The following is a 12585-nucleotide window of genomic DNA, read 5'->3' as shown; positions in this document are numbered from 1 at the left end:
GCGCGGACCGTTATCTCAGTTGACGGAGCTTCGGGCGGCCGCCCGAGCCATGGGTGCGCAGCTTGTGTAGATGATCTTGTTTGAGACACCGAACCGAAAATAAACGCGAGCCGGCTTGCCTTCGTAATTTTGATAGTCGATTTGAACGCCGTGGCCCGTCAGGCTCACGTCGTCCAGCGAAAATGAGAGTACTCGCTTCGTTTCGAGCTTAGGTGACCGGTAGGCAGCGATTGCTTCTCGCCCAGTCAGGCTGACGCCTTCGCAGGCGCATTCAAGCACCGCTCGCTCATCATACAGATCGAGCAGCGCGTTGACGTCTCCACGCCGGCAGGCGTCGAGCCAGTCTACAACTGTGGCAACGGGGTCAAAGTCATCCCTCGAAATAGGCATGGAGGTTCCATCATCAGCCGCGCCGCTCCCGGCGCGGGACTTAGATGGACTGTGATGAATGCTGCTTGAACGCACTCCCGCAGAACTACTGATTGAAGCCCGCCTGATCGAAGCTCAGGCGGGGCGATAGATCAGGCCGCAACGTGAAGCCCGATATTGGCGTCCTTTCTCGATGTCCGCCCGCCGACGATCCGCCGCAGCTCGGCCGCGACGCCGTCCAGCACCGCGCGCTTTTCCTTCATCCGCTTGGAGTGATTGTACACTTTGCCGGTGACCGTCGGCACGATCTGCTCGGCCTTCTTGCTCGCGGCGTGGTCGAGGCACTTCGCAATCCATGCGTCGTCGAAGCCGAGGTCGCCGGCCAGGGTCGCTGCCGTCCGGCGCAGGTCATGGGGCGTGAACGGCTTGAGACCGAGCAGCTCGCAGAGGCCAGCGGTTTTGGTTTTGTCCTTGTTCGTCTCGTGCTTGGTGCCGCGCAGGGCGTCGGCCATCGCTTTCCGGTGGATCGGCTGGCCCTTGTACATGGGACTCTCGAAGGCAAACTGCTGACCATCCGAGGCGAGCGCCTCCTTGATGATCTCGACCGCCAGATCGGATAACGGCTGCTGGATCACCCGCCGCTTCTTGACCCGCTTGAGCGGCACGTCGAAGCGCGGATGCTCGCCGTCGAGGTCAAACAGCTCATCCCGATGCGCGCCGAGCAGTTCCCGCGAGCGCAGCATGGTGACCAGTTCGAACTTGAGTGCGAGCCGGGTCCGGCGGTCGTAGGGAAGGTCGTTGCGGTCCAGTCCTTGCCAGAACGTCTTGATCTCGTCTTCGGAGAGGACCCGGGTGCGGGGATGTTCGGGATCGAGTTTTGGCAGGTTGACGCAGGGGCTGGCGGTCACATAGTCGCGGCCTGCCTCCGCCGCCCAGGTGAACAGGCCCGAGGCCGCCTTGCGCATATGGCGCGCGTTGCTGACCGAGGGCTTGCCGAACTTGCCTGCGACGATGTCGTTCGAGAGTGTGGCGATGTCGTGCTTGGTGACCTCCATGGCCAGCTTCTTGCCGAGGCGTGGGCGGATGAGGCGGTCGAGGTGGCTCGCGGTGTTTTGCCAGCTTTCGAGCCGGGGGCGCATCTCGCCATCGGGCTTCTTGACCAACGTCTTCATCCACGCGATGCGCTCGTCGATGATCTCGGCGACGGTCTTGCCGCGCTTCGCCTTCGCAGCTTTCTGGTCGCGGAAGGTCTCGGCAAGCGCCTCGCCACCCCTGGCCCTGAGGCCGTAGACCTTGCTACGGGTGTCCTCGACCGTGAAGGTCTCAGCATTGTAGACGCCAAGCCAGCCGGTGCGTTGCTTGCCGGTCTCCCGGTCGGTGAACTTGAACGAGAAGGTTGCCACCCCGGGTCGTGGTGATGCTTACGTACAGACCAGGGCACTTACGGTCGTAGAGCTTGGTCCGTTTGGCAACGCGTTTCTCGCACATGCGGTCGGTCAGAATGACGCTGCTGTTGCGGCCCCGCTTGCCGGCGGGGGAGGGGGCAATGCTACTATCCATGTGGTTTCGGCTCCTAAGGCTTGAGACCAAAGGGCTCGGCATTGGGGCTTTCAGTTTGTCGTGCGGACGCTGAAAGGCTTAGGGCCGGGCCCTTATTTTGGTGAAGCCCGCTGAAACAGCCCGCATCAGGCTAGTTGAAAAAGCCTAAAAGGGTTTTGTTAGTTTCGGCGTGTTTCACCGAATGCCAAAGTATAGACGTGTGGTCCTGGCCGTCGTCGCTACGGTCAAGCCTTTGCGGATGCGGCAGTCGCGTCAACCGGCGCGGTGTCGGTGACTTTCGCAGGCGTGAGGGAGGCCAGAAGGAATTCGGCTCCCGGGAGAGCACGGCATAAGCCGTCCAACCACTGCGCAGGGAAAATAAATAGGCGCATGGAGTTCTGTAGAGCGACGTGCAGTTCGCATCCCATTGATCCCGCGCGCAATATCCCCATAACGTGTCATACGCCTTCATGGGCCTCTACAGACACGATCGCGACACTTCGCGACAACGGGGACACGAATTACATGGCACGCAAAGTCAGCTTCAGTGCGCTGGAAAGCCGCAGCGCGCGGCTGCGATTAAAGATTCGCCGCAGGCCTTACAGTGGCCCGTCGCTCGCGCGCGGAATCGCGCTGATGTACAGGCGCAACAAGACCAACGGCACATGGGTGCTTAAGGTCAGCGACGGCCATGGCGCTTACTGGACCAAGAGCTTTGCGTTGGCCGACGATTTCGAGGATGCCGACGCCAGGAACGTGTTGACGTTCCACGAGGCGCAGGATGCGGCGAAGAAGCTGGCGCGCAGCGATGACGGTAGCGCCAGCAACGCACCGATCACTGTTGACGGTGCGCTCAAGGACTACAAGCGCGATCTTGAGGCCCGCGCAGCCAATCCTTACAACGCAGAGCATCCGCGCCTGCATCTCACGCCGGCGCTGTTGTCGAAGCCGGTGGCGCTGCTCGCGGCGATCGAACTGAAGAAGTGGCGCGACGGCCTGCTTGGCACGATGGCGCCGGCCACGATCAATCGGCTCTGCCGCTGCGTTTGCGCTGCGCTGGAACTGGCGGCGCAGCATGACCAGCGCGTCAAGAACCGTGAGGCATGGGAAATTGGTCTTGCCAATCTGCCTAACGCGCAGGAGGCGAGAAACGTGATCCTGCCGGACAACAAGGTGCACGAATTCGTCGCCGCCGCTTACGGACTCGATCATCAATTCGGACTGCTGACCGACACACTGGCGAACACTGGCGCGCGCCCCAGTCAGGCGGTCCGGCTTCGCGTCGAGGATCTGCAGGATCATCCGGTGCGGCCGAAATTGATGATGCCGAAGTCTGCCAAGGGCGGCGGCAGAAATCGCAGTGCGAAAAAGGCCGAGCGCTACAGCGTGCCGATTACGGTCCAGTTGGCTGTACGGCTCAAGCTGGCGGCTAGAGGTCGTGCAGCCGATGCTCAGCTGCTGTTGCAAAGCAACGGCAGTCCCTGGAACAACAATCCGCGCGAGAACTATCATCGCCAAGTGGACAAGGCCGTTACCGCCATTGGGCTCGATCCCGCCGAGGTGACGATGTACTGCCTGCGCCACTCGAGCATCGTCCGCATGCTGCTGCGAAATGTGCCGATCAGGCTGGTGGCGTCGCTGCACAACACCAGCGTAGCGATGATCGAAAAGCATTACTCGAGGTACATCACCGAGCATTCCATCGACGACATCGCGCGCGTCGGGTTGTTGTCGGAACCTGCGCCAGCCGCTGACAACATGGTTGCATGATGCACTCGGAGTTGAGGTCGACATAAACTTCGAAACGTTCGTAACCAATGCCACGGGTCCTTGAAGTCCGCCGACAAGCGGATTTGCAGGGGCGCGGCAAACGAGGGCTATATCGGTCCAAGCCGAGCTCGGAGCTGAGCTAGACCCGGCGATGCAAATGAGCCACTTAGCTTCGCCGAGGCCCTATTTTCGCAGTTTTCTGGTATTTACAGGCGAGATTTTCTGTTTAGGTTTCTGGGTCACCAAATTGCCTGAGGTGACGCGATGTTCCTGACTAAGCCCCAAAACGAAGTGAAAGACGATGCGCCGACCGACGAGGAGATCGCGGCCGGGCTCTACAGCTACGCTGATCTGGAAGCGCGCGGCATCGTTCGTGATCGATCGGATTTGCGCCGCAAGCAACTGCGGTACGGTTTTCCGTGGCCGATCAAAACCGGGGAACGCCAAGCGCCGTTCCTGAAAACCCGCGTGCATGCTTGGGTTAAGCGCCGCGCGGCGCTGTCCGATAAGTCTTCCGCAAAATAGAGAGGCCGGCACCTTTGGCGAGGCGCCGGCCGGGAACACATGAATAGGGGCATCGAGAGCCCTACTATAGTTCCGATCTTCGCATTCGCCAAGCGGTGCCAGCCCTAATCGAGGTGCTGAGCATGCCGAAATCCCGCACCCAGTTCGCTGCCGACCGGCCGCGACCTCCAATGCCGCGCTTGGCGCTCAGCATCGCCGAGTTTTGCGCCGCCCACGGCATCAGTGCGGGATTCTTCTACAAGCTGAAAAAGAAGGGTGAAGGCCCGCGCGAGATGAAAGTCGGCGCGCGCACGCTGATCACGCTGGAATCCGCGGCCGAATGGCGTCGTGAGCGCGAAAGTGCCACGCAGGGTGACCTGCCATGGCGGTAACCGTGGACGAGTGCCTGCACGGGCTTCCGCATTCGGCCTGCCGACGCTGCAATGGAAACGATCCTCTCGCCCCGGGCGTTCCTTCGCAGCTCGTCATCCAAGTGAATACAGCCAACGACGAATCGATCGGTGTCGCCGAGCTCAAGGCCTCCAATGCGAATGTTGCGGCGGAGAAGGCGCGTGACGCATCGGAAGGATTGGGGAAGAGGGCAACCGAGACTATCACTGCTGCGAAGAACGCGCCGACAGTTTTGCCTTTCGGGCAAGGGGAAGCCGGTAAAGGCGGCGAAGGCGGTGCTTTTCGGATTACCAACGCTGAGTTCATTGCGGCGGTTATCGCGGAACTACCCCACGGTGCCTTTGCAGCCGTATGCTCGAAGCCTGGCAACCCGAATCTGGGCGGATGGGTGGCGCGCAGGGTCGATGGGGTGCCCTCGATCGTTGTGCCAGAGCACAACAACTACCTCGGCTGCTCAAGTTTCTATGCTGGTGAAGACGGGTCGTTCAAGGCCCGCAAAGCGCAGTTTGCCGCCTGCCATTTCCTGCTGCTCGATGACCTGGGCACCAAGGTGCCGCTGGATCGGCTGGGTGATTTTGAATTGTCCTGGCTGATCGAGACCAGCCCTGAAAATTATCAGGGCGGTATTATCCTCAACTCCGCGATCACCGATGGCGCGGTTGCCGTGCGTTTGCTCAATTCGGTGATCGACGCGGGTCTGTGCGACGCAGGGGCTAGGGGGCCGTTGAGCCGCTGGGCACGGTTGCCGGTGGCCATCAACGGCAAACCGAAATACGCGGACGAGGCCGGCGTTCCGTTCCGGTGCCGCCTGATCGAATGGCGGCCTGGCAAGCGCTACTCGCCACAGGAGATTGTGGATCGGCTAGAATTGGAACTCGTCCCCACCGGACGGCCGAAGAAGAAGCCTGCAAAGGCTTCTGCGCCATTCACCAGGGTTCCGCTCCGCTCTGGCCACGACGCGGACGACGTCTTGACTCCGAAGGCGGAGGAGAACCCGGTCATTACGGCGCTCAAGGCGCGGGGGCTTTACAAGACCCCCTTGGGGTCCGGCAAGCACGACATGACGTGTCCGTGGGTCCATGAGCACACCGATGAATTGGACACGGCGGCGGGCTATTTTGAGCCAGACGAGTCCTTTCCCATTGGCGGTTTTTGCTGCCAGCATTCGCACCGTGACAATTTCCATATTCTGGCGCTGCTCGACTTCATCGGTGTGCCCGTCGCCGAAGCCCGGCATAAGCCGGTCATTCGTGTCGTGGCCGGTGACCTGCACCGCGTCGTGGACGCCGCCGAACAGGAACTGGCGAACCGCGAGCGGCACTACCAGGCAGGAAGCTTGATTGTCTCGGTCGCGACTAATCCTACCAGCGGTGATCCGTCGATTGTGCCGACCAGCGCACCGGCGCTGACGCGCGAGTTGTCAGTCGCGGCGACATGGGAGAAATATGACGGCAGAGCGAAGGACTGGGTGCGCTGCGATCCGCCGGCACGACACATGGGCATCCTGTTCGATGCACAGAACTATCGCTACTTGCCGCCCCTGGCGGGCGTGGCGCGGCAACCGTATTTCCGTGAATCGGACGGCGAACTCGTCAAGCAGCCTGGTTATGACAAAACCGCACAGCGGTTCGGCGTGTTCGATGCTCGGCATTTCGTAATCCCTGACGCGACACCTGATGCGGCTCGCGCGGCACTGACCCTGCTGGAAGAGTTGCTCACCGAATTCCACTTCCTGGCCGCCCACGATAAGGCTGCTGCTCTGGCAGCCATCTTCACCGCCGTGGTGCGCCCGACGTTGCCACATGCGCCTGCATTTCACGTCCGAGCGCCGATATTTGGAAGCGGTAAGACCTACCTTTGCGAACTGATCGGTGCCTTCTCCGGGCCGGGCGGCAACGCCAAGGTGAGCTATCCCAAGACCTCGGAGGAAGCGACCAAGGTCATTCTGTCCTTGTTGTTAACGAGCCCGGCCTGCGTCGAGTTCGACGACATGGACACCGACTGGATTCCGCACGGCATCATCAAGAGGATGCTCACGGCGGAGACGATTACGGATCGAATCCTCGGGGTGAGCAAGACGGCGACGGTCAGCACGCGCGCCCTGTTTCTCGGATCCGGAAATAACGTCGGTCCGGTCCGCGATCTGCTGCGACGCGTACTGACGATCCATCTCGACCCTCGCTGCCCGACACCAGCGACGATGACCTACAAAGGCGCTCCAGTCGATAAGGTGCGCCAGCGGCGCGGCGCTTACGTAGCCGCCGTGCTGACGATCATTCAGGCGTGGCGCAGGGCAGGTTCGCCTCGTGCTCCGGCTGATAGCATTGTCACTTACAGCGGCGCGTGGTCGGACTATTGTAGGTATCCGTTGATGTGGCTCGGATACCCCGATCCGGCGACGGCGCTGTTCGAACAGATCCGTCACGATCCGGATGGTGATGCCCTCAGCGGCCTGATGCAAGAATGGCATGCCGTATTCGGTGAAAGTGCCACGACCGTGCGCAAGGCGGTTGAGGCGGCGAAGAGTTACCCCAATCTGCTCGATGCAATGCGCGAATTCCCGGTGGAGGAGCGCGGCGAGATCAACCGTTCGAAGCTGGGCTGGCTGTTGAAGAAGAATGCCGACCGGATCGTTGGGGGATTTAAGTTTCAACGGACCGAAGCGGACGGGCGCGCCGCCTGGCGTGTGGTGCCCGCTAGATCACCGCCTTTACCGCCTTTTCCGCCTTCCGCTCCATCGGCTGAAGAAACTGTCGCGGGGTGGAGTACGCGGCTATGAGCGCGGTCGAGGCTCTCAAGGCGGCCCGGGCCGCCGGTATAGAACTCGCACTCGATGGCGACGATCTCGCGTTGAGGGGAACCTCGGCACCGCCGACCGCCGTTCTCGATGCACTTTCCCGGCATAAGGCCGAGGTCGTGGCACTGCTCCGGCCCGGTGACGGATGGTCGGCTGAGGACTGGCAAGTTTACTTTAATGAACGGGCGGGCATTGCCGAGTTCGATGGCGGACTGCCGCGGGCGCCCGCCGAGGCTCGCGCCTTTGAATGCTGCGTTGTCGAATGGCTGAACCGCCATCCGGTCTGCTCTCCGCGTGGCCGCTGTCTCGAATGCGGTGCCAGCGAGGACACCTACGACGAGCTGCTGCCGTATGGCACCGAACCGACCGGTCACGCCTGGCTGCATTCGCGCTGCTGGGCAGCATGGCATGCGGATCGGAAGGCGACGGTAGCCGCCGCCTTATCGCTGACCCTAGGGGCTGGCTAATGGGCAAGCGATCCAACTTCGAGCGCCGCGAGGCTGATTTCTACCCGACGCCACTCGATGCGGTGGTGCCGCTGATCCCGTACCTTAGTAGCGTCAAGAGCTTTGCCGAGCCCTGTGCGGGCAATGGCGACCTTGTCCGGCATCTGGAATCTTTCGGGCTGGCTTGCGTCTACAGCGGCGACATCCGCAGCGGTCAGGATGCGCTTGCGCTCGACCATTACGGCGCAGCCGACGTGATCATCACGAACCCGCCTTGGTCTCGCAACCTGATGCACAGGCTGATCGCGCACTTCCAGAGCATCCGGCCGACTTGGCTGCTTCTGGATGCGGATTGGGCGCACACCAAACAGGCAGCACCCTTTTTGCCCTATGCCACGGACATAGTGGCAATCGGCCGGGTCAAATGGATTGAGGGCTCCAAGCACACCGGCAAGGAGAATTGCGCTTGGTATCGATTCTCAGTCGATCATGCCGGGGGACCGATCTTTCACCCGAAGGGGTCAACGCCGGAATTACGATTCCGGCTGTGTGAACACTGCCGGAATGCTTACGAGCCACAGCGATCCAGTTCGCGGTTCTGTTCCGAGAGGTGTAGGCAGCGCGCCCATCGCAACAGGCTTCGCGTGACATCTAGCGTGACAGCCGCTCGACCGGGTTCCTCCGCAGTGTGCCGCTACGTCCGGCATGCCGACGTTGCGAGGTTTGAGGCGGATGGCTGGGAGCGCCTGCCTCCGCTCGATCACACCCGGTCGGCGCTGATGCGACGGCGCGATCGGGATTGAAACCGCACCCGGCCGGCTGCCGGGCAACACCTAGGAGACAAAACCATGGACACTACCGATCTCGCTCGGCGACTGTATAACATGTGCGTCACCGCGAGCCCCCCTTGGTTTGCGGCGGATGATTGGTTGAAGTTCAAGCTTGAGCATCACATGGAGCCCTCGCAATGCGAAGCGGTGTTGGTGCTGACTATCCGGCGCCTGTGCAGCGCGGCGACCGATTTGCAATTGGAACATGACCAACTGGCCCGATCGCGTCGGCCAATGACGGCACGGGACATCCGTGATGCACTGCTGAAAGAGCGCGCTCGAACGGGGGCGACGCTGGACAATGTCATCTCCGACATCGTTGAATCGCAGTTTGGGGATGTCCCGTTCGATATTGTTCAGCGTGGCATCTGCCTCGCGAAGCGCGGCCTCGAGCGTCAGATGGAGTTTGAGGACGATCCGCCGTTCTGAACCTTTGGTTCATTGATCGGGGGGCATATTGCCCCCGGTAACAACCCGAGCGGAGCATCGATTTTCGCATTCATTTCCTACCGACCGGCGGCCACCGTCGGGCAATCAACTGTGGGCGAAAACAAGCTTCAATGACCGGTACCGGAGTCCCAGCCTGATCAAATCCGGACCTATACCCCGGTATCTCCCCACCCCCCGCTGAACGATTCCGATCCGTTCACGGGAGGTGGGCCTCAATCTGCGAGGCGACTGCGCACGTTGATGACCGCGCGCGCCGTCCACTTGCCGCCACGAGCGGTGCGAACGCCGCGACGATTAAGTTCATGTGCGCTGGCGTTGGCGCTTAGCCCGGCGAGTTCGCCTTGCAACATCGGACGAATCAGTTTGGCGAACTGGTCCGCTTGTTCACGGACCGCAGCACCGGACTTGGCGGCGGCGGCGGCGGCGGCGGCGGGATCGTTGAAGGTCAGCGTTTCCGGGCGCGGATTGCCGAGTTTGACGCCTTGCGCCTTCTTGGCGGCCAGCGCGTCTTTTGTGCGTTGGCTGAGGGCCTCGCGCTCCTGTTCGGCGACCATTGCCATGATACCGACCATCATGCGGTTGGCCTCCGGCATGTCGAGCGCGACGAAATCGATCCCGGCATCGCGTAGGCTCAGCAGGAACACCGGATCACGCGACAGACGATCAAGCCGCGAAATGATCAGTTTAGCCTTGTAGCGACGGCAAGCATCCAGTGCCCGCTGCAATGCCGGCCGGTTCTTGTCGCTCTTGCCGGATTCGATCTCGACGACTTCATCGACCAGCTTCCAGCGGCCGCCGTTGAGCCATGTGGTGACCGCCGTGCGCTGCGCTTCGAGGCCTAGGCCAGATCGAGCCTGCTTACCGGTCGAAACTCTGAGGTAACTGACATACTTGCCGTCGTGTCTGACCATGTCCTGCCTGCATTTGCAAAACACCATATCGAACGTATTGGTGTTTTGCAAATAGCCGACACACGAGGAGGCGCACCTGCCGCGCCATGGGCGGCCGGAGATTCACAGAGGGGCAGCGTGGTTAGGGGCTACCCACTGGCCTGCTGAAATAACGCATGAGTGGTCGCCAAATAGCCTTCTGGAAGCAACGGAGCAAACGATGTCCAATGGTCAGGGGTAGCACAAGCCGACTATTCCGCCCGTGCTCAGGGCGGAATGCCCTGTGCTAATCACCTCGATTGCAACAAGGTGCAGGCTGATCGAAGGGCCTATTTTTTCAGAGCTTCATGTTCGATCAGCAGCGGCTCGGCTTCGCTGCCGGAATCGATGATCTGGCGGATGATGACCCGGATCGGCCCGCCATCCTCGTCAGTGTGCGGCTGGATCGGTCGACCCCAGCCGCGATCCAGCAGGATGCCTGCCGCCGCCACGCGCGCCGCCGGTGGCACGGTCTCTTGGCTGACGATCCCAGCCAACACCTTGACACATAGCGCGGTGTGGCCCCGTGCGAGCGACCGCAGATCAGTTGGGATTTTCTTTCGCGGCAATGGTGTGCGGGGTGAACCTCCCCCTCCTGTTGGCGGCGTCCGGCGCTGCGCGTCACGCGCATACCCTAGCACAAAAAGCGCCCGCCCGACGTAAGATACGCTATTACCGCGCTGGGTTGCTAAGTGCACGGGCGGCGAGGGTGGGCGTGGAAGGTCCCGCGCTCGAGACAGCGCTGGAGACTTACGGAGCGCCCGGCGGATCGCTCTTCATCCGAACGACTGTATGCCGAGCAAGAATAGTGTGCTTTGCGCTTGCTCAGTCAGCTGCCGCGTTGCGAGATGCAATTTTCTTGTTGTCGTTTGCTCGATGTGTTGGGCTCCATCCGCAGGGAAGCGAGGAGGTAGCCTTGACCTTCACGATCCACTCGTCAAAAGACGGAAACGTCCAACAGACGTTGAGAATTAATTCTCGTTCAGCAGTCGAGCGCGCGCTCGCGCTTCACGACGCGGGTTGGGACGTGTACATAACTGACGCGGCTGGTCGTCAATATCAGCCCGAGACCTTTGAAACTCTTGCTGCGCATGGTCCGGCCCTCACGATTGCAGATCAGATGATCCCGCGCGCCAATTTGGAAATGCGCATCTCGCGCCGCGAAGTTCCGTAAATCGACGATTGCACAACTGGACATCAACGGTTGGGCGTGGTGGCTTGCGGCCGACGCGCGTCGTCGTCGACAATCGCACGAACCCCGACAAAGGTCTCTCCCGCCAACCGCCTGTAGCTCCGGCCGGGTCAGTAATCGCCGACTGCCTTGGCTCGCTCCGGTAAGGCGGCTAGATATTGAGGCGATAAGCGCGTTGAGAACGTGGTGTACAACGGCGGTCCGTATAGTGCCGCATCTACGCAGATGGTGGCGGCGCGGCGTTCGACATCAACGTCAAATTCAAGAAAGTGTTCTTTGTCGGCGGCATGCCAGGGTTTTTCTAGCCGCCAGCGCCATTGCGCCAATAGCCCTTACCAAAATCTTCTTCATTGCTTTCCTCAAATCCGCTTCCGTTGTCCCCGAAGGGGCTAGGCAGGAATGCCTGCGACTCCAACTGTATTGGTAGATGAGACAAGGCGGAGCGGCCGTAGCGTGGAAACCACACTCGCTAACCAAAACTCGGGCAAAGTCTTAATTTCGCTTAAGAGTTCCATGCGACCGTTTCGTGACACGCGCTGGTATCGACTGCCGGAAACTTAAAGTAACGAGCTGCACGCTGGAAAAGCGGACTTCGCGCAAGAGGGCCGTTCGTGAAAGCATCGTTGTCTTCATCGCGTTAGCGCTGCTTCCATAATTTCATGCACTTGCGCCCATGCCAGGATGGCGTGCCTGGTGCGAACTTTTACAGTTACGATAGATTTGCGTGCAGGGGAGTGAGCGGCCCCGCGCGAAGCCAGCCCCCGCCGGGGCCGCTTTCATTCCTTCTGATCGGGCGGGGTCGTTTCCGTCGTGCCCTTGAGCAGCTCAACTCCTACACAATCACCGGCCCATAGCTTTGTGCCTCGGACCGTTCCAACGAGTTTGCAGCCGGTCTGCTCTTTCGGCTTTGCCTGAACCGCCGGCCTGTTGCCTACCTTTGGGGACGCGCTCTGAGCGAGCGCTGTTGTCGAAAAGCAGATGGCGACGAGAATGAGCAACGACCTGAACGTCATTGTTTGCCTCTCCGACTACCGGAATTCCCGCAGAGCATTCGCGCCCTGCGGGATTGCCGGGCTCCTCAGTATTGATTGCTTGCTCAATCGGCCCGCCCGGTCCATCGCAAAGCTTGCACCGAGCAAATCGGAGCGCGAGTCCAAAGTATGCTCCTCCGAATGAAACAAAAGAGGTGTTGCGACGAAGACACTGTAACATTCGCGACGGGTAGCAAAGGTGCCAGTGAACAACCGGTGAAGCAAAGCCTGAAGCCGAAGACCCCCGACCGGGATGGGTCAAGTAGGCAGGGCATGTACTCAATGCGCAGATTGGAGTCCGCTTCCGGAGGATATTG

General features: G+C 60.9%; 12 protein-coding genes. 8 read left to right on the top strand and 4 right to left on the bottom strand.

Annotated elements, in window-relative coordinates; genetic code table 11:
- Positions 1–15 precede the first annotated feature (15 nt).
- Positions 16–390 (bottom strand): nuclear transport factor 2 family protein, encoded by a 375-nt coding sequence (locus AB7245_RS32500; protein ID WP_063981897.1) that lies wholly within the window; start codon positions 388–390, stop codon positions 16–18.
- Between the two features lie 131 nt (positions 391–521).
- Positions 522–1772 carry a tyrosine-type recombinase/integrase gene (locus AB7245_RS32495; RefSeq protein WP_354132227.1) on the bottom strand — a complete coding sequence of 417 codons (1251 nt, stop codon included), beginning with the start codon at positions 1770–1772 and terminating at the stop codon, positions 522–524.
- 856 nt (positions 1773–2628) lie between these two features.
- On the opposite strand from AB7245_RS32495, the gene AB7245_RS32490 reads away from it, so the two are divergent.
- The 7 genes from AB7245_RS32490 to AB7245_RS32460 all read left to right on the top strand — a co-directional run bounded on the left by AB7245_RS32490 (position 2629) and on the right by AB7245_RS32460 (position 9095).
- Entirely contained in the window at positions 2629–3678 is a 1050-nt protein-coding gene (locus tag AB7245_RS32490; protein WP_245328583.1) for a site-specific integrase, read from the top strand.
- Positions 3679–3942: 264 nt separating this feature from the next.
- On the top strand, positions 3943–4203 hold the full coding sequence (locus AB7245_RS32485) for a hypothetical protein (RefSeq protein WP_063981899.1): 261 nt from the start codon (positions 3943–3945) through the stop codon (positions 4201–4203).
- A gap of 122 nt (positions 4204–4325) precedes the next feature.
- Positions 4326–4574, top strand: a complete 249-nt coding sequence (locus AB7245_RS32480; RefSeq protein WP_245328584.1) for a hypothetical protein — start codon at positions 4326–4328, stop codon at positions 4572–4574.
- Positions 4565–7372, top strand: coding sequence for a DNA-primase RepB domain-containing protein (locus tag AB7245_RS32475; protein ID WP_187387979.1), 2808 nt, complete (start codon positions 4565–4567; stop codon positions 7370–7372). Before AB7245_RS32480 ends, AB7245_RS32475 begins: the two co-directional genes overlap by 10 nt.
- Positions 7369–7857, top strand: a complete 489-nt coding sequence (locus tag AB7245_RS32470; RefSeq protein ID WP_063981902.1) for a hypothetical protein — start codon at positions 7369–7371, stop codon at positions 7855–7857. Before AB7245_RS32475 ends, AB7245_RS32470 begins: the two co-directional genes overlap by 4 nt.
- Positions 7857–8639, top strand: a complete 783-nt coding sequence (locus AB7245_RS32465) for a hypothetical protein (protein WP_245328585.1) — start codon at positions 7857–7859, stop codon at positions 8637–8639. Before AB7245_RS32470 ends, AB7245_RS32465 begins: the two co-directional genes overlap by 1 nt.
- Before the next feature lie 45 nt (positions 8640–8684).
- Positions 8685–9095 carry a hypothetical protein gene (locus AB7245_RS32460; RefSeq protein WP_187387980.1) on the top strand — a complete coding sequence of 137 codons (411 nt, stop codon included), beginning with the start codon at positions 8685–8687 and terminating at the stop codon, positions 9093–9095.
- 233 nt (positions 9096–9328) lie between these two features.
- Here AB7245_RS32460 and AB7245_RS32455 read toward each other — a convergent pair whose 3' ends face one another.
- Together AB7245_RS32455 and AB7245_RS32450 are read right to left on the bottom strand one after the other, a co-directional pair.
- The gene (locus AB7245_RS32455; RefSeq protein WP_063986196.1) at positions 9329–10027 is read right to left on the bottom strand and encodes a recombinase family protein; all 699 of its coding nucleotides are present in this window, start codon (positions 10025–10027) and stop codon (positions 9329–9331) included.
- 308 nt (positions 10028–10335) lie between these two features.
- Positions 10336–10542 (bottom strand): hypothetical protein, encoded by a 207-nt coding sequence (locus AB7245_RS32450; protein WP_187387981.1) that lies wholly within the window; start codon positions 10540–10542, stop codon positions 10336–10338.
- 419 nt (positions 10543–10961) lie between these two features.
- Here AB7245_RS32450 and AB7245_RS32445 point away from each other — a divergent pair, with 419 nt between their 5' ends.
- A complete protein-coding gene (locus AB7245_RS32445; protein WP_135217021.1) occupies positions 10962–11219 on the top strand; it encodes a hypothetical protein in 258 nt (85 codons plus the stop codon).
- Positions 11220–12585: the final 1366 nt, after the last annotated feature.

The sequence above is a fragment of the Bradyrhizobium sp. 604_D8_N2_3 genome, from assembly GCF_051810765.1.
In the GTDB taxonomy this organism is placed as follows: domain Bacteria; phylum Pseudomonadota; class Alphaproteobacteria; order Rhizobiales; family Xanthobacteraceae; genus Bradyrhizobium; species Bradyrhizobium barranii.
This window is presented reverse-complemented; position numbering and strand designations above follow the sequence as displayed.